Genomic DNA, 23,269 nt, shown 5'->3' on the forward strand with positions numbered 1-23,269 from the left:
AGTTTAAATCTATGTAAATATAGGTGTCAAGACACGTGTAAAGTTGAGGTGTTTTGTGTATATGAAACATAAAGAGGCAGATGTTCTAATTATCGGCGGAGGAATCGCTGGTTTGATGGCTGCTGAATATTTAAGTTCGCATAAGAATGTGATAGTTATCACAAAGTTTTCTGCAGAAAAATCAAATTCGTTTTTAGCTCAAGGTGGAATTTCTGCAGCAATAGATGAAGAGGACTCTTGGGCAGAGCACTTTTTAGATACGCTAAAGGCAGGGCGCCATCATAATGATCAAGAGGCGGTCAAACAACTCGTGAAAGAAGGCGAAAGTGTCGTTCGTACTCTTACAGAGTGGGGAGTGAACTTTGACAGACACGAGAATGGTTCTTTTATCTTAGGTAAAGAAGGCGGACATAATCGGAATCGCATCGTTCATGCTGGAGGAGATCAGACAGGTAAGAAAGTGATTGAAGCCTTAATACGAAGAGTAAGTAAAAACGTTAAGATCGTCACTCACCATTATGCAGTGGACTTAATTATTCAAGATCATAAATGTATCGGTGTATCTTGTAAAGATGATGAAAATCAAACCACTATCTTTCAAGCGAAAAATACCATATTGGCAGGTGGTGGATATGCAGGGATATATGGAACGACTTCTAATGCATTCGGATCGGATGGGAGCGTTCTATGCATGGCGTACCGGGCAGGTGTTGAACTCTCGGACTTAGAGTTTGTTCAATTCCACCCAACCCTTTTATCAGATAGAGTGCCAGCAGGATTGATTACTGAAGCGGTGCGAGGACAAGGTGGAATATTGATCAATTCAAGTGGAGTTCCTTTTATGAAGGATATTCATCCGTTAAAAGACCTTGCACCAAGAGATATCGTATCGAGGAGACTGTTTCAAGAGATTCATGAACACGGTGAGAAGGTGTTCTTAGATATATCTTCGATTAAAGATTTTAGAAGTAAATTTCCTGGAGTAACAATGCTTTGCGAGAATGCTGGTATCGATTTAGATAAAGGGCTGATTCCAGTATCTCCTGGTGCTCATTTTACGATGGGTGGAATCGTTACAGATCAAAGCGGTAAGACCTCGTTGAGAGGGCTTTATGCGGTTGGAGAGTGTGCGAATACAGGTGTACATGGTGCAAATCGATTAGCGAGTAATTCTCTCCTTGAAGGAGCTGTATTTGCAAAAAAGGTGACAAACAGTATTCTTTCATCAGAGATAACGGATATGAAGCCTGCGACTTTTAAGAGAAAGAAGAATCTTGAACATAAATCAATACAGATTGACGGTCTCTTGCAAGAAAGCGAGATTCATCTTCTTATGGATAAATACGCGGGAATCGTCAGAAGTAAAAAAGAATTGATGCGTGTCGCAAAAACCCTAAACCTACCTTCATGGAGACCTGATCTGATCAAAGAACCACTACCTGTTATCAAGAGGTTCAATATGCAAACAATCGCATGGTTGACGGTAACAAGTTGTCTTAAGCGTGAAGAAAGCAGAGGCAGCCATTATCGAAAAGATTTTCCATCCCAGAAAAAAGAGTGGGACTCAAAAAAAATTATAAGGAGTTTGTGGCATGATGAATCCATTATTGCTGAAAAAACAGTTGCAGGAATTTTTAATTGAAGATATTGGATCTGGAGACTTGTCAGCGTCTCTCTTTGAAGATCATACAGAAGTGACCGCCACCATTATAGCCAAAGAAAATGGTGTATTTGCAGGTGGACAAATCTTGTCTATAGGGTTTGAGTTGATAGATAGAACCGTGCAAACGAGCATTTTCGTAAACGAAGGAGAACAGTTTGAGGCAGGAGCAGTGTTAGCTGAGATAACAGGTAGAAGACAAAGTGTTTTATCTGGTGAAAGAGTAATCCTGAACCTTTTGCAGCGGCTCTCAGGTATAGCGACGATAACAGCTAAAGCAGTTTCTTATTGTGAAGGTGGAACTCGTATTTGTGATACACGAAAAACGACACCGGGTCTTAGGATGTTTGAGAAGTATGCAGTTCGATGTGGAGGAGGATACAACCACAGGTTCGGGCTGTACGATACGGTAATGTTAAAGGATAACCATTTAGCAGGATTTCCTTCTATTAAGGAAGCGGTTGAAACGGCGCGTAAAAAGTGTGGACACACCGTGAAGATAGAAGTTGAAACAGAGACGGAAGAACAAGTGATCGAAGCGGTCTTAGCTGGAGCAGACATAATCATGTTTGATAACTGTAGTCCTGAAGAGATTAAACAAAGACTTACGCATGTACCTTCGAGTATTATAACCGAAGCTTCTGGAGGAATTGCACCCGATGAGATCAAGGAATATAGTCGAGCAGGTGTTGATTATATTTCTCTCGGTTACTTAACTCACTCTTATAAAGCACTGGATATTAGCATGAATGTTAAAGGAGTTGTAAAACATGAGTTTACTAAAAACTTTTTCTAAAACAAATACATTACCAGATCGATATAGCTCTATGTCAGTTGAAGAGATGGAAGCTAGGGTTCATGAGATTAAAAGCAGTTTAGGCACGCGTTTATTCATCCCAGCCCATCATTATCAAAAAGATGAAATCGTTCAATTCGCAGATGTTACAGGTGATTCTCTTCAGCTTGCCAAGATTTCAGCAGAGAACAAAGATGCTGATTTTATCGTATTCTGTGGTGTTCATTTTATGGCCGAAACAGCTGACATGTTGAGCACTGTCAACCAAACTGTAATTCTTCCAGATTTGAAAGCTGGTTGTTCTATGGCGGATATGGCGAATATTCATCAAACAGAAAGAGCTTGGATCGAACTTCAAAAGCTCTTTGGTGATACGATTCTGCCATTGACTTATGTGAACTCAACAGCGGAGATAAAAGCATTCTGTGGAAAAAATGGTGGTGCTACTGTTACTTCTTCAAATGCTAAAGAGATGGTAAGCTGGGCTTTTGATCAAAAAGAGAGATTACTTTTTCTCCCTGATCAGCATCTTGGGAGAAACACTGCTTTTGATCTAGGGATACCACTTGAAGATATGGCGATCTGGGATCCAATTTCAAACAAATTAATTTATGATGGAACGAACATCGACCAAATCAAAGTGATTCTTTGGAAGGGGCATTGTTCAGTCCATGAAAAGTTTACAGTAGAACAGATTGCCGACTTCAGAGAGAACCATTCGGAATTCCAAATTATTGTTCATCCAGAATGTACGCATGAAGTTGTGAGAGCTAGTGATTTAAACGGATCTACACATTTTATTATTGAGACGATCAAACATGCAGAACCAGGAACAAGCTGGGCTGTAGGAACTGAAATGAATCTTGTAAACCGGTTAGCTCAACAGTTCAGTGACAAGAAAATCGTCTCATTAAACCCTCATCTATGTCCTTGCCTAACGATGAACCGAATTGATCTGCCACATCTGCTGTGGTCGCTAGAAAATATTATTGATGGAAACCTTGAAAACGTAATCAAGGTAGATGAAGAAACAAAAAAATATGCAATCACAGCATTGAACCGAATGATGTAGTGTTTCCCCCCTGTCATAACCTTCTTTTATGAGGCATAAATTGATAAAGGAATAATGTCACTTCTAATACGATGTAGCAATATGCCCAAATGTTCATATACTGTAAGGAAATTTGGCAGGAGGGAGTTTTGCAGCGTGAGAATACACATTGTGCAAAAAGGGGACACACTCGACAAAATTGCTGAAAAATACGATGTACCAGTGAATGAATTAAGAAAAGTAAATCCGGGTTTCTCCAAAACAGATGTAATTGAACGGGGGGAAAAGATTAAAATCCCGATCAAGATGCCTGGTATGAAGAAAGAACAGCCTATTGTACCGGTTAAAGAAAAACCGGTTGCACCTGTACAAGAGGCTCCGAAGCCGGCACCGGTTAAGCCTGCTCCAAAGAAACCAGCTCCAATAAAACAAGAAAAGAAACCAGCTCCAATGAAGCCGGCGCCATTAAAACCTGCACCAACCAAGATGGAAAAGAAAGATGCACCAATGAAGAAAGACGCACCAATGAAAAAAGATGTTCCAATGAAAAAAGATATGCCAATGAAAAAAGATGTACCTATGTTAAAAGATCAACCGATGAAAGCACCGATGAAGCAGCCCATGGCCCCTATTCATGACAAGGACTTTGCAGGGATGGTGGAGTCGTCAAATCTTGGACATTATGTGCCAATGGGGTACCCAAATCAACAACCAAACATAGCGAACATGCCAAATATGGCAAATCAACCAAACATAGCGAACATGCCAAATATGGCGAATCAACCAAACATGGCAAACATGCCGAATATGGCAAACCAGCCGAACGTGGCGAGCAAGCATGGGATTTATGCAGGAAAAGATGGCTATGCGCCAAATAAACATCCATTTTTGATGGAAGAATCATCTGGAATGATGCAGAACATGTATGGTTCTATGCCGCCAATGTTTCCAAAACCACAAACCTATTCTCAAATGCCACAGGGATATGGAATGATGCCTCCACAAGGGTTCAGTGGAATGCCTCAACTCTATGGTGGCGGATATCCACAAAGTGGGCAACAAGGTGGAGGTGGCATGCAGCAAGGAGGATCTATGCCTTTTGGTGAATATCCTGATTCTGATATGGACCAGATGCCTTCAGGAGAATACACTCCTGGTGGGCAACAACAAGGTATGCAGGATATGCAAATGGGTATGCAGCAGCCAGGTTCAATGAGCATGATGCCTATGGGTATGCCGCAAGGATTTAGCGGAATGCCGGGAATGACCCAGATGGGTATGATGCCACAAGGCGGAGGAATGCCGGGAATGACCCAGATGGGTATGATGCCACAAGGTGGAGGAATGCCACAGATGGGTCAGATGGGTATGATGCCACAAGGCGGTGGAATGCCACAGATGGGTCAGATGGGTATGATGCCACAAGGCGGAGGAATGCCGGGAATGGGTCAGATGGGTATGATGCCACAAGGCGGCGGAATGCCACAGATGGGTCAGATGGGTATGATGCCACAAGGCGGAGGAATGCCGGGAATGACCCAGATGGGTATGATGACACAAGGTGGAGGAATGCCACAGATGGGCCAGATGGGTATGATGCCACAAGGCGGCGGAATGCCACAGATGGGTCAGATGGGCATGATGCCGCAGGGTGGAGGAATGCCAGGAATGCCTGGGATGCCTCAACAGATGCAACAAGGTATGCCAAACCCATATTCACAAGCACAATCTCGTGAAATAGATGAGAATGTTACGGAAGAAACGGAAGAAGATGAATAGGGACGTAAGGGACGATTTCCAAGGGGATCGTCTTTTTTTGAAAAAGATGAATGAACTGGGTCTTGAAGTGATCGACTTTGGCTTTTTTCGAGAGAACGTTATCTGGATTAAGACTAAACAAGGTAAATATGTTTTAAAAGGTTTTAACAGATCAGAATCCTGTAACAAGCAATTAAAGCTTTCAAAACTGTATCATGGACAAAAGCCAAGAATTATGGGTACTTATACGGTATTTCCAAATCAGAAAAAAACAGTTCAATTCGGGAAATATATTTGGGCGATCATGCCATTCTATAAAGGAGAAGGTCTTCATTTTGGTAAAAAAGACGACGTTAAAGCGGGGATAGATGCAATAAGTCGTTTTCATTCTTTTTCAAAGCATATACCAGATCCCGTATATGAACAGCTGACTTCATACTCATTATTTAAAAAGTGGAGTGACAGACTTGATGCTTTTAAATTTCATGCAAGATCAGCAAATTGGAATCATCAGATGCGTCCTTTAATTTCAGAAATAATCATGTGGGGAGAATGGAGTTTAAACCACTTTGATCATGAAGCTGTTGAAAAGCTAGAGAATAAAGCGTACAAGAAAAAAGAGATCACACATGGGGATGTTGCTCCGCATAATTTTGTGAAACATAAAGAAAAAGATACGTATCTGATTGATTTTGATCTTTTTGCAGCAGTTCCTCAAGCATTTGACTGGTTACAGTACGCCAATCGTATCTTACCGTTTTGGCATTGGTCGTATGAAAAGATGGAAGAGGTAGGGAATGAAGATTTCTTAAAATGGTTTACCAAAAGATGGTTTGTGATAAGTCTTGTATTTCCCACGGATCTCTATCGAGAATGGAATAGGGCCCTTAAAACGGGGGACAAGGAAATGATTGATGCCGTTACAAGATTTACATTGCGTGATTTTTCCCACAGGAAAAAATTTGTTGAAAAAATAATGAAGAGGATGAGTTAACGATCATCCTACATTTAACAGATTATTTAGAGCCTTCTTCTGCCAAGCTAATGGTGAAAGGAGGTTTTTCCATTGAACTTTTTAGGGAAATCACTTACTGTAACAATCCTAGCTGTAGGTCTTGTAGGCTGTAATGGTGTAAATGAATCTCAGGATAAGAATGACAACGACGTTCGACCGATTGGATACTACTCCAATGAGGGAGATAATCGTGGTGATCTTGACCGTGGTAAGGGATTCATTTCTGATATGGCTGATCGAGATGTAAATGATCATACTGCCACTTACCATGAAGATTATGATGGTAAACTTGCTGAGCGAATTGCGAAAAATGTCAACGACATCCGGGGTGTAGACGATGCTCACGTTATTCTTGAGGATAACAACGTCATTGTAGGAATAGACACGGATAATAATAAGAAGACAGAACTAACTAACAAAGTTAGAGAGATCACTTCTAAATTGGCACCAAATCGTGATGTGAAGATCGTAGCTGATCGAGATATGGTTAACCGCATTGAGGACGTTGATAACAATCTGCGAGATGGCCGTGCTTACACGGAAGTTGAATCAGATGTTCGCGGGATTAGCAACGATATTGTAAATGCCGGCAGTGACCTTGGAAATGCGATAAAACGTCCTTTCGAAAACAACCGCTAGTATAAAAGAACTGTCAGAAGTTAAATTAACTTTTGTACAGTTCTTTTTTACTGTGAATTTAATTACTTAAGTGGAGCGTATGTATAGTGGTCCACCGTAGAAAGCGGGTAGCCTTGGAAAATTTAAAAAGCAACATCGAATTTCGTAAACAGCCTTTAAATAAGGTATGTCATATGATGCTTTTAAAGAAATCAAATTCACTTTTTATAAGGAATTAAGGGGGAGCCTATGATACAATAAGCAATAGAAACATACGCTCGTGTTTAGCGTTAGGGAGAGAAGAATTTGATTGAAAGCATTTCTGGAAATGTAGATTACATAACGGCAGAATATATTGTTATCAACAATAATGGAATCGGATATAAAGTTTTATGTCCAAATCCTTTTATTTATAAATTGAACGATCAAAAAACGGTATATACGTATCAATATGTTCGTGAGGATATACTGGCACTTTATGGTTTTAAGAATAGAAAAGAACGCGACTTGTTCTTAAAACTATTGAACGTGTCTGGAATCGGTCCAAAGGGAGCGTTAGCGATCGTTGCCTTCGGTCAACCTGAGCAAGTCGTCAATGCGATCGAACAGGAAGATGAAAAGTTCCTTACGAAATTTCCCGGTGTAGGAAAGAAGACTGCACGGCAGATGATCTTGGATCTGAAAGGTAAGATCTCAATCTTCGCAGATGTAGAGTTCACGGATGGACTATTCGCAGATGTGGAACCAGAGAGTGATGAACTTGACGAAGCACTTGAGGCTCTTGCAGTCTTAGGATATGGCAGAAAAGAAATCCAAAAAATTCTTCCGGATCTGAAAAAAGAAAAGATGTCAGCAAACGAATATGTTAAAGCGGCATTAAAGAAGTTAATGAATTCATAAGGACGTGAGGATGTATGGAAGAGAGAATTGTTTCTTCAGAGGAACGTCAAGATGAAGCAAATATCGAGTTAAGCCTGCGCCCTGAACTATTAGACGAGTATATTGGACAAACCTCCGTAAAGGACAATTTGCGGATATTTATTAAAGCTGCAAAACTTCGCAACGAACCTCTTGATCATGTATTGTTGTACGGGCCACCTGGTTTAGGTAAGACCACGCTGGCATCGATCATTGCAAACGAGATGGAAGTTAACTTGAGAACAACTAGTGGGCCAGCTATTGAACGGCCTGGGGACTTGGCAGCAATCCTAACTTCGTTAGAACCAGGTGATGTATTATTTATCGATGAAATTCATCGATTGTCCCGTGCCATAGAAGAGATTTTATATTCGGCAATGGAGGACTTTTGCTTAGATATCGTAATCGGGAAAGGAGAGGTTGCAAGGTCTGTGAGACTAGACTTGCCTCCTTTCACATTGATCGGTGCGACTACAAGAGCGGGTTCTTTATCGGCTCCTCTCCGAGATCGTTTCGGCGTGCTCGCAAGGCTAGAATATTATAAGCCGGATGAGTTGGGTGAGATCGTAAGGCGTACAGGTGATGTCTTTGGGGTAAGAGTAGATGATCTATCAGCTGAAGAAATCGCGAGAAGATCAAGAGGTACGCCGAGGATCGCAAACCGATTGTTACGTCGAGTGAGGGATTTTGTGCAGGTTGAAGGCAAGGATACGATTTCTTTACCGATCTGCCAAAAAGCCTTGGAGCTTCTGCAAGTAGACCGTTTAGGTTTAGACCATATTGACCATAAATTATTACTAGGGATCATTCACACGTACAAAGGCGGTCCTGTAGGTCTAGAAACCATTTCGGCTACAATAGGTGAAGAATCCATGACGATTGAAGATGTATATGAGCCATATCTTCTTCAGATTGGCTTTTTACAACGTACTCCACGCGGACGAATGGTAACAGAACAGGCCTACCATTATTTTGGACTGGAGGCTTCCGCAGATTGAACAAACTGTTAATCGTTGCAGGAATCGTTCTCATTATTATAGGATTAGTAGGGACGTATATAGGTAAACTTCCTGGAGATATGGTTTGGAAAAAAGGGAACACAACTGTCTATTTTCCAATCGTGACGTCCATTATCTTTAGTGTTGTACTTTCCTTGATCTTCATGATCATAGGTCGATTTAAATAGAAAGCAGGAATACATGAGATGAACGTAAATGATTTTGATTTCCATCTGCCTGAGGAACTAATTGCGCAAACTCCGCTTGAGAACCGCACTTCCTCCCGACTGATGGTCTTAGATAGATCACAAGAAACACTTGAACATAAGCATTTTTATGATTTAAAAAATTATTTAAAAGCAGGAGACTGTCTCGTTTTAAATGACACGCGTGTTCTTCCGGCAAGGCTTTTTGGGCAAAAGTCGGAAACAGGCGGAAAAGTTGAAGTGCTTCTATTAAAAGAAGAAGGCAACGATACTTGGGAAACACTAGTTAAGCCAGCAAAAAGAATAAAACCGGGAACGGAAATTTCATTTGGAGATGGCCGATTAAAAGCAGTTTGTACGGGTGAGAGTGACCATGGAGGTAGACAGCTAAAGTTTATCTATGATGGCATTTTTTACGAACTTCTAGATGATCTAGGTCAGATGCCACTTCCGCCCTATATTAAGGAACAGTTAGAGGAGAAGGATCGTTACCAAACTGTCTACGCTGTACATCAAGGCTCTGCAGCGGCTCCAACGGCGGGATTGCATTTTACGACAGAATTAATCGAAGAGATCAAATCTATGGGTGTACATGTTACGTTTATTACTCTTCACGTCGGTTTAGGTACGTTTCGCCCTGTAAGTGTAGAAAATGTTCTAGAACATGACATGCATGCAGAATTTTATCAAGTAACAAAAGGAACAGCTGAACTTTTAAATGGGGTTAAAGAGGCTGGCGGAAGAATTATTACCGTTGGAACGACGAGTACACGAACACTTGAAACGGTAGCTAACAAATTCGACGGCAAGTTTAAAGAAGATTCAGGTTGGACAGATATCTTTATCTATCCTGGTTATACGTTTAAAGCGATCGATGGATTGATCACCAATTTCCATCTTCCAAAATCAACATTAATCATGTTGGTGAGCGCATTAGCCTCAAAAGATTTCGTTTTAAGAGCATATCATGAAGCCGTCGAAGAAAAGTATCGCTTTTTCAGTTTCGGTGACGCGATGCTTATACTTTAAGGGGGATATATTTTAAGATGAAACCAGCAGTAACGTATGAATTAATAAAAACGTGCAAACAATCAGGGGCAAGATTAGGGAAAGTTCATACTCCGCACGGAACATTTGAAACACCTATCTTCATGCCGGTAGGAACATTAGCAACAGTAAAAACAATGAGTCCAGAAGAACTAAAAGAACTTGGAGCAGAGATCATTCTGAGCAATACGTATCACCTATGGTTGCGACCTGGACATGATATCGTAAAAGAAGCTGGTGGACTTCATAAATTTATGAATTGGGATCGTCCGATACTTACAGATTCAGGAGGCTTTCAAGTCTTTTCTTTAAGTGATCTGAGAGAGATTAAAGAAGAGGGTGTTCACTTCAGAAACCACCTTAGCGGTGAAAAGCTTTTCTTAAGCCCTGAAGGAGCAATGGAGATTCAAAACGCTTTAGGTTCTGATATTATGATGGCGTTCGATGAGTGTCCGCCATATCCTGCAGAATTTGATTACATGAAAGCGTCTGTAGAACGTACAAGTCGTTGGGCTGAACGATGCTTAAAAGGACATGCTAGACCTGAAGATCAAGCCCTTTTTGGTATCGTGCAAGGTGGAGAATACGAAGAGCTTCGAAAACAGAGTGCGCGAGATCTTGTATCGCTTGATTTCCCTGGTTATGCCGTTGGTGGTCTTTCAGTGGGTGAACCGAAAGATGTGATGAACCGTGTCTTAGATTTCACAACCCCACATCTTCCAGAAAACAAACCTCGTTATCTGATGGGCGTAGGCTCTCCTGACTCACTCATCGATGGAGCGATTCGTGGAATTGACATGTTTGACTGTGTACTGCCTACTCGAATCGCTAGAAACGGGACATGTATGACAAGTGAAGGAAGGCTAGTGGTTCGTAATGCGAAGTATGCACGCGATTTCCGTCCGATCGACGAAAAGTGTGACTGTCATGTATGCCGAACATACTCTAGAGCTTATATTCGTCACCTTGTAAAAGCGAACGAAACATTTGGTTTCCGATTAACAAGTTACCATAACCTTTATTTTTTGGTAAACTTAATGAAGCAAGTAAGACAAGCGATCATGGAAGACAGACTTCTTGACTTTAGAAATGAATTCTTTGAAATGTACGGATTTAATAAACCGAACGCGCGGAATTTCTAAAATGTACAAATCCATTTTTAACTTATAGAAAGGGGTGAATTAGTATGGGAAACCTTGGAGGAATATTACCGATTATCTTGATGTTTGCGATTTTTTATTTTCTATTGATCAGACCGCAGCAAAAAAGACAAAAAGCGGTTCGTGAGATGCAGTCTAACCTAAAAAAAGGCGACAAAGTTGTAACGATCGGTGGATTACACGGAACACTTGATAGCATCGATGATGACATCGCTGTAATCCGTTCGAACGATGGCGCAAAGTTAACTTTCGATCGTAATGCGATCCGTGAAGTAAAAGAAGAAGCAGCACTATAACAAAAAGACCCGTTCATACGGGTCTTATTTATATGTTTGTTTATGACTGCTTAAGTTTACTCCCATAATTCCACCGATGATCGCTAATAAAAGAAAAAGAGCATGATACATATACTGAGATGAGTTGAACGTACTTTGGTAGCCTAAGTATTGAACAAGAAAAACAATAAAAGAAAACAAAAGACTTGTACCGCCACCTAACAACCAACCTTTACTCTGTCCTTTCTTTCCAGATATCATTCCACCTATAAACAATGATAAAAAAGAAAGACCCACTGTTACCCATTTCAACGACGCTTCAGTCAATCCTGTAAACCGCAACAATAGTGAGAGTACTAAACTGCAGAGCATGATCATTAGTAGAACTGCAATCAAACCCCGTCCCATAGAAGAAGCCATATGTTTAATCCCCATCCTTGATCCTCCTTATCCCTAGAAGCTTTCTATATACTTTATTCAGACACTGAAAAAAATAGAAGTACAAGCAAGCATTTTCCCTTTCGTTTCCATTGGTTTATATTTGGCAAAACCTGCGTAACATGTTTTTTCATATCTGTGCCACACTAACTAATGGAATGATCAGAGAACGTATTATGGAAGGAGGGGAATCGTGGAACTATATACCGTTATATTTAGAACGCTTTTTATTTACTTTTTAATCATGGTTATCTTTCGAATGATGGGGAAGCGCGAGATGGGACAATTATCCATCATAGATTTTGTTGTTTCAATCATGGTCGCAGAATTAGCTGTTATCTCAATCGAAGATCCTACGATTCCCATGTTGAATTCACTCGCGTCCATTTTTGTCTTGTTGGGTATCCAGCTTATATTAGCCCTCGTCTCTTTAAAGAGCAGAAGGATGAGAGAGATCGTTGACGGTAAACCTTCACTAATTATTAAAGAAGGTCAAGTGGATGAACATGAGATGAAAAAGCAGCGTTACAACTTTGATGATTTATTAACACAATTACGTGAAAACAATATAAGAAGCTTGAACGAAGTTGAATTTGGAATTTTAGAAACAACGGGTAAGCTTTCCATTATAAAAAAAGATGAGGAATCCGAAAATACACCGATTCAAATGATTATGCCTCTCATTTTGGACGGGAAGATCTTAGAAGACAATCTTGAAAAGATGGATAAGACATCCTTTTGGTTAAGACAAGAGTTAAAGAAGGTAGGTTTTAAAGAAATAAAAAATATTTCGTTCTGTACACTTAATGAGGATGGAACACTGTATGTCGACGAATTAAATAGCAAAAAATAAAACAGCCGATCAGGCTGTTTTACATCCATTTTTTTATGATAGGTATGTGTTTAAGGTCTTCCTTGCCTAGGAGCTTAAAGAATATGAGAACAAACAAATAGATTCCGCATGTTGCAGATACACATATGGTCAGACCTTGTAATGGAGAAAATTGAGGCATCATGTACCTATACAGATAAACCGCCCCTCCTCCTGTAATGAAAATGGAAAGCAAGCATAAGACAAAATCTTTTACTACGATTGTGTAACTGATGGCTTTGATCACTGTAGCGAAATGCAGCAAGGTAACCACTACTATACTAATAACGATTCCGAGTGCTGCTCCCATGATTCCGAACTCAGGTCGTGTAGCTAGAACGAATATGGCTGTTAATTTTACAAGAGCACCAATAAGGCTGTTGATCATGGCTGAGCGTGCAAGATTTAACGCTTGAAGCACAGCTTGTAATGGACCTTGGAAGTAAAGGAAAAAGAAAAAAGGTGTCATGATTTTCACATATGATGCGGATGCAGGTGAATCATACATCAAGTCCATGATTGGGACCGCATATACATACATAATTACAGCCGCAATACCACCTGATAACATCGAGAGTCTGAGTGCTTGATTCAAGCGATGCTCAATCAAATGGTATTTTTTTTGTGCGTTCGCTTCACTGATGGCAGGTACTAAAGATATAGAAAGCGAATACGTAATGAACGTTGGCAGAAACAATAGTGGGATAACATAGCCTGCGAGTTCTCCATATTGTGCGGTGGCCACAGCTGTAGTGATACCAGCAATCGCTAAACTATTTGCCACAACAATGGGTTCAAAAAAGTAGGAAACAGAACCGATCAATTGACTTCCAGTAGTTGGTAGTGCAATGTTCAGGAGATCTTTCATCGTTTCATGACCTTGCTTCAACTGCTTGAAAAAACCTTTTCGGATGCGCATCTTCTTTTTCACTTTAAACATGGAAAACATATAAAGAAGTGAAGCGAGCTCACCGATAATAACAGAGATCATCGCGCCAGCTGCCGCGTATTCTACGCCATATGGCAGGAACAAACCTGTCAATAATGCGACGAGAGCAATTCTGACCACTTGTTCGATGACCTGTGAATAAGCAGACGGTCTCATGTTCTGCAGACCTTGAAAATACCCTCTCAAGACCGAGGAGACTGCTATGACAGGAACTACGGGTGCGATGGCGAGCAACGGCCAAATCGTACGATCATCTGTAAAGAAGTATTCAGCTAATAACGGAGCTGCGATAAACAAAGCGATTGTGATCACAATGCTCAAAATTCCAGTAATGGCTAAAGATACGATCAATATTTTTCTTACTTTAGAACGATCTCCAGTTGCGTCTGCTTCTGCAACAAGTTTTGATATGGCGATCGGCAGACCAAGTCTTGTTAAAGTTACAGCTAATAAGAAGGTAGGGACTGCCATCATATAAAGGCCAACACCTTCGTGACCCATGACACGAGCCATGACGATACGATTAACGAAACCGAGTATTTTGGTTACAAGTCCTGCTAATATGAGCAGGATCGTTCCTTGCACGAGTGTTTGTTTTGTCATCTTTACCTGTCCTTTCTTGGACAATCTTATATATCACTATATGCAAGTACATTGAACAGTCATGACAGCTTGTTTCATCTCGAAAGGAGAGAGATATAGATGGAGAATACACATTTTTCGGAATGGAAAAGAGAAGTGAAGCCAGCGGTACAGAGTAAAAAAGAAGAATTTCATTACTTGGGGTATGAAAGTGTAACAGAAGAGGAAATATGGGAATGTGTGCAATCAAAATTAAAGAAAAAGAAAGTTGAGCCTCGTCTCTACGCGTTGGTTGACACAATTTTAGCTCTTTCGCTAAATGATTTTATGACGTGGCTAACGATACGCTCATATAAAGAAGAGGGGCTGACCCAAGAGTAGAACTTACTTTTGGGCAGCCTTGTTCTTTTTGTTGATCCTAGGCTTGTTTTATCTTGGGAGTATTTCTGAAAGGTCGTTGTTTAAAATAGCAGCTTTGAAGTTGTAAGGTGCTGTACTCGTGGAGACTAATCGCACGCTCCATGGTAAATGTGCAACATGGAGCCGAAATCAACTTCTTTCAGAAGAAAAATGGATACGAAAAACAACTTAAGTTTATTATGTTTTATTTATGAACATTCACAGGACAAATTGACAGAAAAAAACAACAATCGCTATAATGGGAAGGGTTAGTATTCGTACTTATACATAGTGTTGTCTTTTGATACAGCATGAAGGAGGTTTCTTGAAGTGGTAAAAAGGAGTAAGATCGTCATCTTTTTTGTTGTGCTTATCATGTTCACAGCACTCATTGGGCTTACAACAGAAAAGATTGTAAAAGGTACAAAGCTTGGACTAGATCTCCAAGGAGGATTTGAAGTACTTTACGATGTAAAACCTGTGAAAAAAGGTCAAAAAATTACACAGGAAACATTGAAGAGTACGGTTGAAGCATTAAACAGCCGTATCAACGTATTAGGTGTCTCTGAGCCGGATATTCAAATTGAAGGAGACAACAGAATTCGTGTTCAGCTTGCTGGAGTAACCGATCAGAACAAAGCACGTGAACTATTATCTACACAAGCTGAGTTAACATTCCGAGATGTGGACGATAAGGTGCTTTTAGATGGATCAGATCTAGAAGGAAATGGTGCAAAACAAACGTTTGAGTCTCAAAACAATAAGCCGATTGTTTCACTTAAGCTTAAAGACGCAGATAAGTTCGCTAAGATTACTGAAGAAGTTCTTCAGCGTCAGCCGCAAGGTGAAAACATCATGGTTATTTGGTTAGATTATGAAAAAGGGGACTCATTTAAAGAAGAACAGAAGAAAGAACTTGCTGGAAAACAGCCAAAGTATATTTCTGCACCTTATGTAAGAGAAAAACTTACTCAAAAAGATGTAACCATCACAGGTCAGTTCTCTGTTGAAGAAGCACAGAGTTTAGCGAAAATATTAAACGCCGGTGCTCTACCCGTTAAACTTGATGAAGTGTACTCTACATCAGTTGGAGCGAAATTCGGAGAAAAAGCATTAAATGAAACGGTATTCGCTGGCTTTATCGGAATTGCAGTGATCTTTTTATTCATGCTGATTTTCTATCGTGTACCAGGAATCATTGCAGTCCTTACGCTTTCTATCTATATTTGGTTGATCCTAGCCATCTTCTATCTGATGAACGGGGTATTAACGCTGCCAGGTATCGCAGCTCTTATTCTTGGAGTGGGTATGGCGGTTGACGCTAACATCATCACGTATGAACGGATCAAAGAGGAACTAAGAAGCGGGAAATCTGTATTAAGTGCGTTTAAAGCCGGAAATCGTCGTTCATTTACTACGATTTTTGATGCAAATATTACGACAATCCTTGCAGCTGCTGTATTGTTCGCATACGGTACAAGCTCAGTAAAAGGATTCGCGTTAGTTCTAATCATTTCAGTTCTGGCAAGTTTCATCACAGCCGTTTTCGGCTCAAGGCTTTTTCTAGGGTTATGGGTACAGTCTCGTGTAATGGATAAGAAGCCAGGTTTGTTTGGTGTAAAGGAGAGTGACATCCGTGAGCTTTAAATACGACTTTGTAAAAAACAGAAACCTTTACTTCATCATCTCGACTCTCCTTACTGTTATTGGAATTGTATTCTTGCTTACAGCTGGATTGAAGCTAGGTATTGATTTTGATAGTGGATCGCGTGTAAATATACAAGCGAATGAAACACTTACCAATGAAAGTGTAGAAGAAGAGTTTAAGTCTCTTGGTCTTGAACCTGAAGCTGTCGTTCTTGCAGGAAAAAATGATCAAGCAAATGTTTCCTTTAAAGGTGCTTTGTCAAAAGAGGAAGTATTGAAGATCAACACTCACTTTGAAGAAAAATACGGTGAACCACCAAGTATCAGTACGGTTACGCCAACGGTTGGCCGTGAATTAGCACAGAACGCTTTTTATGCCGTGCTGATCGCTTCAGTCGGTATCATCATCTATGTAGCGTTCCGTTTTGAATGGAGCATGGCTGTTGCATCCGTAGTTGCTTTATTACATGATGCTTTTATGATCATTGCAATATTCAGTATCTTAAGGATAGAAGTAGACCTTCCATTCATTGCAGCAGTTCTAACGATTGTTGGTTATTCGATTAACGACACGATCGTTACGTTTGACCGGATTCGAGAGAACATGAGACTTGAAAAAGTAAGAACACAAGAAAAACTGGCAGAAATCGTAAACAGAAGTATTTTTGAAACGTTGGGTCGTTCGATCAATACCGTTCTAACGGTTATTATCGCAGCAGTAGCGCTATTGATCTTTGGAGCTGATTCAATCAGAAACTTCTCGATCGCCTTGCTGATCGGTTTAACATTTGGTGCGTATTCTTCCATCTTTATCGCTTCTCAGTTGTGGTACGTTATGAAATCAAGACAGATGAAATCAAAAAAGACACGACCAGTTGAAGCGGAGCCAGAAATTTAAAGTAAATATCATTCATAAATTGTCACCTCTTATCCTGTTTTGTATAATGAATAGGTTAAGAGGTGATTTTTATGTTGGAGCCTAGAACTAGGTGGGAGATTCAAGAACCATCCGAAGACAAGGCAAAATGGTTGTCACAAGAATTAGATATCCCTCTTCTGATCGCGAATCTATTGGTTGTCAGAGGAATTGAAACGATAGAAAAAGCAGAAGCATTTTTAAAAATAGATACTGATCAATTTCATGATCCTTTCTTGATGGATGGCATGAAAGAGAGCGTTGAGCGGATACATAGAGCTATAGAATCTAATGAAAAGATTTTAATTTTTGGCGATTATGATGCTGATGGTGTAAGTAGTACGACGGTAATGTACTATGCACTGAAAGAACTCGGTGCACAGTTTGACTATTACATTCCTAACCGTTTTACAGAAGGCTATGGTCCGAATGAGCCTGCACTAAGAAAAGCGAAAGAAGATGGTTATTCACTCGTTGTAACCGTTGATACAGGAATCTCAGCTGTACATGAAGCAAATATCGCAAAAGAGATCGGGCTAGACTTCATTATTACGGACCACCACGAGGCACCTCCTGTATTGCCGGATGCTTATAGCATTATCAATCCTAAGAAACCAGGTTGCACTTATCCATTCTCTGGACTCGCAGGTGTAGGTGTAGCATTTAAAGTAGCACAAGCCCTTCATGGTAAGCCACCGCTACATTTGCTTGATTATGCATGCATTGGAACAATAGCGGACCTTGTTCCGCTTGTTGATGAAAATAGGGTAATCGCAAAACTTGGGATAGAAGCACTCTCGAAAACGGATAAGATCGGATTGCAAGAACTGCTAAAAGTAGCGGGTCTGTATGAAAAAGAACTTACAGCTGAAGATGTAGGATTCGCGATCGGACCGCGAGTGAATGCAGCAGGAAGACTTGGTTCAGCGATGCCGGTGGTGGAGTTGTTTACTTCAACTGATCGAGACGAATCAGCCATGTTGTCACAAGAGATCGATTCCGTAAACAAGGAACGTCAAGGAATCGTAAACGAGATTACAAAAGAAGCGATCGCGATGGTCGAAGAAAGTTATCCTCCTGATGAGAATGAAGTGCTAGTCCTTGCCAAAGAGGGCTGGAATCCTGGGGTTATTGGGATTGTTGCTTCACGATTGGTTGAAAAATTTTATCGTCCTACGATCGTGCTATGTTTAGATCCTGAAAAGGAAACAGCAAAAGGGTCAGCGCGAAGCATCAAAGGGTTTGATATGTTTGAGAATCTTTCAGGATCTAGAGACATTCTACCTCATTTCGGTGGACATCCAATGGCAGCAGGAATGACCCTTTCTATGCATGATGTCGATGAATTACGAAGGAGGCTAAACCGGCAAGCTAAGGATTGTTTAAAACCAGAAGATTATCTTCCGGTTACAACTGTTGATCTTACAGCTAGATTAAATGAGATCTCACTAGAAACGGTTGAGCTTTTAAGTACTTTAGCTCCTTTCGGTGTTGGAAATCCATCGCCTCGCGTAATGGTTGAAGAAGTTCCGATCCGTGAGATGAAAAAGATTGGGAGTCAATCAAACCACCTCAAACTGCAAGTGGGCAATGGTGAGCTTTCGGTTTTAGATTGCATCGGTTTTCAAAAAGGTAGCTTGTTAGAAGAGATGACGCCATATTCATTGATTTCAATCGTGGGTCAGATCCAACTGAACGAATGGAACGGCTATAGAAAGCCTCAGCTTCTTCTTGAAGATCTTTCTGTAAATCATTTTCAGCTGTTTGATTATAGAGGCCTTAAAGATGCTGCAAAACGGTTGATCGGACTGCCGTACTCGAAAACATGTTTTATCGCGTTTGAAGAAGAAACAGTAAAGCATAAAGATTTTGAAGCGCTATCTGACCAAGTGATTGGTGAAGACGAGTTATTGACTCTACCGGAGGATTATTTTAAAGAAAAGAATTTAGTTTTCTTAGATGTTCCTCCTTCTCTCACGCGCTTTTCAGAATGGCTGGAGACTATCGGTGAACCTTCAAGAATCTACGCAGTATTCCATCAGAGTACAGAACACTTTTTCACGACTTTACCGACCAGAGAACACTTCAAATGGTTTTATGGGTTTCTTGCTAAAAGAAAAACCTTTAATGTCCAAAGGGATGGTGCAGAACTAGCCAAATGGAAAGGCTGGTCGAAAGAAACAATAGATTTCATGTCAAAGGTGTTTTTTGAGCTGGATTTTGTTACAATAGACGATGGTGTTATTTTCATTAACAAAGAACCTAGCAAAAGAGAATTAGAAAGTTCTGAAACGTATCAGAAAAAGTTTGAACAAGCAGACATTGAAAATCAGCTCGTTTACTCTTCTTATCATTCTTTAAAAAGCTGGTTTACAGAACAAACACGGCCAAAAGCCAGTTTGTAATTTTCAGGAGGCAAAGATTCATGGATTATAAGCCGTTTATTTCAGTAGTAGAGAATTTCCCAATCGAAGGCATTCGCTTTAAAGATATTACTTCACTTATGTCTGATGGTGCAGTATATAAACAAGCAATGGATGATATTGCTGTATATGCAAAAGAAAAACAGGTAGACGTGATCGTCGGACCTGAAGCACGTGGGTTTATCGTAGGCTGCCCGGTCGCTTACACGTTAGGATTAGGATTTGTCCCTGTTCGTAAAGAAGGTAAACTTCCTCGTGAAGTAATTAAAGTTGATTACGGTCTTGAGTATGGTAAAGATGTATTAACGATGCATAAAGACGCGATCAAACCAGGACAAAGAGTCTTGATCACAGACGACCTACTCGCAACAGGTGGAACGATCGAAGCAACGATCAAGCTTGTAGAAGAGCTTGGCGGAGTAGTTGTAGGAATCGCATTCATGATTGAACTTACTTACCTAGATGGCCGTAAAAAACTTTCAGGTTATGATATCTTCACTTTAACTCAATACTAAAACGATGAAAGAGTTCCTTTTGAAGGGGCTCTTTTTTAGTGATTTTTCTAAAAGAAGGATTGCTATAAATTCTTTTCTTCATTGTAAATTTTGATTGGAGCGGAAGGTGCAAGACTCCTGCGGGACAAGCGGTCAGGTGAGACCCTTAAAGGCGCAAAGCGGCAAGGGGCTCACCGCCTGCCCCGCGGAAAGCGAAGCACCTGGAGCGGAAATCAACCACCCTCTAAAAAATTGTTTTTTTTACAATCCTGTCACAAAATCTGCTCAATCATTCGACAAATTTCGTTTTTTGCTTTACATGAAGGGTCAATTTAACGATAATAGAAGCAATATACAATGACAACGTAAGGTGATTCCATGACGATTGAGGAAGTATTGCAAAAAGCGGAGAGCTATCTTTCAAAAGACGACTTAAGCTTCATCACGAAGGCTTATGAATACGCAAGAAATGCACACGAGGGACAGTTCCGTAAATCGGGAGAGCCCTATATTCATCATCCTGTTGAAGTAGCAGCAATTCTGGTGAATCTCCAGATGGATCCTGTAACTGTAGCAGCAGGGTTTCTTCATGATGTAGTTGAAGATACACCGATAACACTCAAAGATATTTCCACTCAGTTCAATGAAGAAGTGGCAATGCTTGTTGATGGTGTAACGAAGCTTAAGAAGATCAAATTCAAGTCTAAAGAAGAACAGCAGGCTGAGAACCACCGGAAGATGTTCGTCGCTATGGCACAAGATATTCGTTGTATCTTGATCAAGCTGGCAGACCGTCTTCACAATATGCGCACATTAAAGCATATGCCAAAAGAAAAGCAGATACAAAAAGCGAATGAGACACTTGAAATCTTCGCTCCGCTTGCCCATCGCCTTGGGATTTCGACAATAAAGTGGGAGCTTGAAGATGTTTCTTTAAGATACCTAAATCCACAGCAATACTACAGAATCGTTAACTTGATGCAGCAAAAGCGTGCTGAACGGGAAGAGTATGTTCATCAAGTGATGGATGAGATGAAGAGTAAGCTTAAAGAAGTTAACATTCAGGTAGATATCTCTGGAAGACCGAAACATATCTATAGCATCTATCGAAAAATGGCTAAACAAGGAAAGCAGTTCAATGAGATCTATGACCTTTTAGCTGTTCGAATCATCGTACAGAATATTAAAGACTGTTATGCAGCTCTTGGTATTATTCATACAGCCTATAAGCCGATGCCTGGCCGATTTAAAGATTATATCGCCATGCCAAAGGCAAATATGTACCAGTCCCTTCATACGACGGTAATCGGACCAAAAGGCGATCCGCTCGAGGTCCAGATCAGAACGTCTGATATGCATCGCGTTGCTGAATACGGGATTGCAGCACACTGGGCATACAAAGAAGGAGCAACGAAAGCTCCTGTTAGCTCATTTGAAAATAAATTAACTTGGTTCCGTGAAATTCTAGAATGGCAAAACGATGTTGTGGATGCTGAAGAATTTATGGAATCACTTAAGGTCGACCTTTTTTCTGATATGGTGTTCGTGTTCACTCCAAAGGGAGATGTTTATGAGCTGCCGTCAGGATCGGTTCCAATCGATTTTGCATACCGCATTCATACCGAGATTGGTAACAGATGCATTGGTGCAAAAGTAAACGGCAAGATGGTCACGTTAGACTATCGTTTGAAAACGGGAGATATTATCGAGATCTTAACGAGCAAACATTCCTACGGACCGAGTCAGGATTGGCTGAAGATCACACAGAGCTCTCATGCGAAAAACAAGATTCGCCAATGGTTTAAGCGCGAGAGAAGAGAAGAGAATGTCGCAAAAGGCAAAGAGCTTGTTGAAAAAGAGATCAAGAATCGTGGATACGATCTGAAAGACATCTTTACGAACGACAACATTCAATATGTCGCTCAAAAGTATAACTTTGCAGGCGAAGAAGATATGTACGCTGCTGTAGGGTATAACGGTATTACGGCTGCACAGATTGCCACTCGATTAACGGATAAGGTTAGACGCAAAAAAGAACAGGACCCGGATAATTCCGAGCTGCTTGATGCGATAAGAGATTCTGCTGAAAAACCTGAACCAAAGCGAAGAACAGATTCTGGTATCGTAGTTAAAGGCATCGATAATATGCTGATTCGTTTATCTAAATGCTGTAATCCAGTTCCTGGAGATGACATTGTCGGTTATATCACAAAAGGTCGTGGTGTATCTGTTCACCGTGAGGATTGTGTCAACGTACACAATGAAGATGCCCAAGTACGTCTCTTACCTGTTGAATGGGAAGGTAATCTGGAGCAACCGAAAAATTATAATGTGGACATTGAGATCAACGGATTTGATCGTCGTGGCCTTCTAAATGAGGTTCTGCATGCAGTTGCAGAAACGAAAACGAATATTACAGCAGTAAGCGGCAAGTCAGATCGCAACAAGATGGCTACCATCAGTATGTCAATCTCGATCCACAACGTAAGTCATCTTCAAAAAGTGGTCGAACGAATTAAAAGAATTCCTGACATATATGCGGTTAGAAGATTGATGCAATAGGATTTAAGGAAGTGATTCTGCAATGAAAGTAGTATTACAGCGTGCTAAAGAGGCGAAGGTCTTAGTCGATTCTGATATTAAGGGCAGAATTGACAAAGGGCTTGTCCTCTTAGTTGGTGTTACACATGAAGATACAGAGAAAGATGCCGATTATTTAGCCGAAAAGATCGTAAATCTTCGTATATTTGAAGATGAAAATGAAAAGATGAATCATTCATTAAAAGATACAGAAGGAAGCATCCTTTCTATTTCACAGTTCACGTTATATGGAGATACAAAAAAGGGAAGACGTCCAAATTTCATGGACGCCGCTAAACCTGATCACGCCATTACTATGTATGACTATTTTAACGACAAGCTTAAAAGCTTAGGAGTACATGTGGAGACAGGTGTATTCGGTGCGATGATGGATGTTTCGTTTACGAATGATGGACCAGTAACCTTAATCTTGGACTCTAAAATATAAATTGAACATGAATGAAACCT

Annotated in this window: 20 protein-coding genes and 1 pseudogene; 19 read left to right on the forward strand and 2 right to left on the reverse strand. The window is 40.5% G+C overall.

The window, feature by feature from the left end:
• Positions 1 to 61 precede the first annotated feature (61 nt).
• The 12 genes from nadB (at position 62) to yajC (ending at position 11,523) form a co-directional block, all read left to right on the forward strand.
• Positions 62 to 1,642 (forward strand): L-aspartate oxidase, encoded by a 1,581-nt coding sequence (gene nadB, locus IHV11_RS03965; protein ID WP_197193763.1) that lies wholly within the window; start codon positions 62 to 64, stop codon positions 1,640 to 1,642.
• Positions 1,596 to 2,456, forward strand: a complete 861-nt coding sequence (gene nadC, locus IHV11_RS03970) for a carboxylating nicotinate-nucleotide diphosphorylase (protein WP_197194913.1) — start codon at positions 1,596 to 1,598, stop codon at positions 2,454 to 2,456. Before nadB ends, nadC begins: the two co-directional genes overlap by 47 nt.
• Positions 2,431 to 3,528 carry a quinolinate synthase NadA gene (gene nadA / locus IHV11_RS03975; RefSeq protein ID WP_197193764.1) on the forward strand — a complete coding sequence of 366 codons (1,098 nt, stop codon included), beginning with the start codon at positions 2,431 to 2,433 and terminating at the stop codon, positions 3,526 to 3,528. Before nadC ends, nadA begins: the two co-directional genes overlap by 26 nt.
• A 135-nt stretch (positions 3,529 to 3,663) precedes the next feature.
• Positions 3,664 to 5,286 (forward strand): LysM peptidoglycan-binding domain-containing protein, encoded by a 1,623-nt coding sequence (locus IHV11_RS03980; protein WP_197193765.1) that lies wholly within the window; start codon positions 3,664 to 3,666, stop codon positions 5,284 to 5,286.
• A 37-nt stretch (positions 5,287 to 5,323) separates the two neighbouring features.
• Positions 5,324 to 6,259: a phosphotransferase gene (locus IHV11_RS03985; RefSeq protein ID WP_197193766.1), complete on the forward strand. Its 936-nt coding sequence runs from the start codon at positions 5,324 to 5,326 to the stop codon at positions 6,257 to 6,259.
• Between the two features lie 72 nt (positions 6,260 to 6,331).
• A complete protein-coding gene (locus tag IHV11_RS03990) occupies positions 6,332 to 6,919 on the forward strand; it encodes a YhcN/YlaJ family sporulation lipoprotein (protein WP_197193767.1) in 588 nt (195 codons plus the stop codon).
• A 285-nt stretch (positions 6,920 to 7,204) separates the two neighbouring features.
• A complete protein-coding gene (ruvA, locus tag IHV11_RS03995) occupies positions 7,205 to 7,798 on the forward strand; it encodes a Holliday junction branch migration protein RuvA (RefSeq protein ID WP_197193768.1) in 594 nt (197 codons plus the stop codon).
• 14 nt (positions 7,799 to 7,812) lie between these two features.
• Complete coding sequence (ruvB, locus tag IHV11_RS04000) at positions 7,813 to 8,814, forward strand: Holliday junction branch migration DNA helicase RuvB (RefSeq protein WP_197193769.1); 1,002 nt, start codon at positions 7,813 to 7,815, stop codon at positions 8,812 to 8,814.
• A complete protein-coding gene (locus IHV11_RS04005) occupies positions 8,811 to 9,002 on the forward strand; it encodes a DUF2905 domain-containing protein (RefSeq protein WP_197193770.1) in 192 nt (63 codons plus the stop codon). The genes ruvB and IHV11_RS04005 overlap by 4 nt, the downstream gene beginning before the upstream one ends.
• 18 nt (positions 9,003 to 9,020) lie before the next feature.
• A complete protein-coding gene (gene queA, locus IHV11_RS04010) occupies positions 9,021 to 10,049 on the forward strand; it encodes a tRNA preQ1(34) S-adenosylmethionine ribosyltransferase-isomerase QueA (RefSeq protein WP_197131265.1) in 1,029 nt (342 codons plus the stop codon).
• Positions 10,050 to 10,066: 17 nt separating this feature from the next.
• Positions 10,067 to 11,209, forward strand: a complete 1,143-nt coding sequence (gene tgt, locus IHV11_RS04015; protein WP_197193771.1) for a tRNA guanosine(34) transglycosylase Tgt — start codon at positions 10,067 to 10,069, stop codon at positions 11,207 to 11,209.
• Positions 11,210 to 11,253: 44 nt separating this feature from the next.
• Positions 11,254 to 11,523: a preprotein translocase subunit YajC gene (gene yajC, locus IHV11_RS04020; protein ID WP_197131260.1), complete on the forward strand. Its 270-nt coding sequence runs from the start codon at positions 11,254 to 11,256 to the stop codon at positions 11,521 to 11,523.
• 24 nt (positions 11,524 to 11,547) lie between these two features.
• Here yajC and IHV11_RS04025 read toward each other — a convergent pair whose 3' ends face one another.
• Positions 11,548 to 11,937, reverse strand: a complete 390-nt coding sequence (locus IHV11_RS04025) for a TIGR04086 family membrane protein (protein WP_231618360.1) — start codon at positions 11,935 to 11,937, stop codon at positions 11,548 to 11,550.
• 196 nt (positions 11,938 to 12,133) lie between these two features.
• Between IHV11_RS04025 and IHV11_RS04030 the strand changes: the two genes are divergently transcribed.
• Positions 12,134 to 12,793 (forward strand): DUF421 domain-containing protein, encoded by a 660-nt coding sequence (locus IHV11_RS04030; protein WP_197193772.1) that lies wholly within the window; start codon positions 12,134 to 12,136, stop codon positions 12,791 to 12,793.
• A gap of 19 nt (positions 12,794 to 12,812) precedes the next feature.
• Here the strand turns inward: IHV11_RS04030 and spoVB are convergent, their stop codons facing one another.
• Positions 12,813 to 14,363, reverse strand: a complete 1,551-nt coding sequence (gene spoVB, locus IHV11_RS04035; RefSeq protein ID WP_197193773.1) for a stage V sporulation protein B — start codon at positions 14,361 to 14,363, stop codon at positions 12,813 to 12,815.
• 99 nt (positions 14,364 to 14,462) lie between these two features.
• Between spoVB and IHV11_RS04040 the strand changes: the two genes are divergently transcribed.
• The 6 genes and pseudogenes from IHV11_RS04040 to dtd all read left to right on the forward strand — a co-directional run bounded on the left by IHV11_RS04040 (position 14,463) and on the right by dtd (position 23,249).
• Positions 14,463 to 14,723: a post-transcriptional regulator gene (locus IHV11_RS04040; RefSeq protein WP_197189512.1), complete on the forward strand. Its 261-nt coding sequence runs from the start codon at positions 14,463 to 14,465 to the stop codon at positions 14,721 to 14,723.
• A 348-nt stretch (positions 14,724 to 15,071) separates the two neighbouring features.
• Positions 15,072 to 17,286: pseudogene (gene secDF, locus IHV11_RS04045) on the forward strand (protein translocase subunit SecDF).
• A gap of 71 nt (positions 17,287 to 17,357) precedes the next feature.
• Positions 17,358 to 19,709 carry a single-stranded-DNA-specific exonuclease RecJ gene (recJ, locus tag IHV11_RS04050; RefSeq protein WP_197193774.1) on the forward strand — a complete coding sequence of 784 codons (2,352 nt, stop codon included), beginning with the start codon at positions 17,358 to 17,360 and terminating at the stop codon, positions 19,707 to 19,709.
• A gap of 20 nt (positions 19,710 to 19,729) precedes the next feature.
• Positions 19,730 to 20,242, forward strand: a complete 513-nt coding sequence (locus tag IHV11_RS04055; protein ID WP_066239566.1) for an adenine phosphoribosyltransferase — start codon at positions 19,730 to 19,732, stop codon at positions 20,240 to 20,242.
• Between the two features lie 357 nt (positions 20,243 to 20,599).
• Complete coding sequence (locus IHV11_RS04060) at positions 20,600 to 22,783, forward strand: RelA/SpoT family protein (RefSeq protein ID WP_197131245.1); 2,184 nt, start codon at positions 20,600 to 20,602, stop codon at positions 22,781 to 22,783.
• Between the two features lie 22 nt (positions 22,784 to 22,805).
• Positions 22,806 to 23,249 (forward strand): D-aminoacyl-tRNA deacylase, encoded by a 444-nt coding sequence (dtd, locus tag IHV11_RS04065; RefSeq protein WP_197193775.1) that lies wholly within the window; start codon positions 22,806 to 22,808, stop codon positions 23,247 to 23,249.
• The last annotated feature ends 20 nt before the right edge of the window (positions 23,250 to 23,269 follow it).

This window comes from Fictibacillus sp. 26RED30 (genome assembly GCF_015903845.1).
In the GTDB taxonomy this organism is placed as follows: Bacteria; Bacillota; Bacilli; order Bacillales; family Fictibacillaceae; genus Fictibacillus; species Fictibacillus phosphorivorans.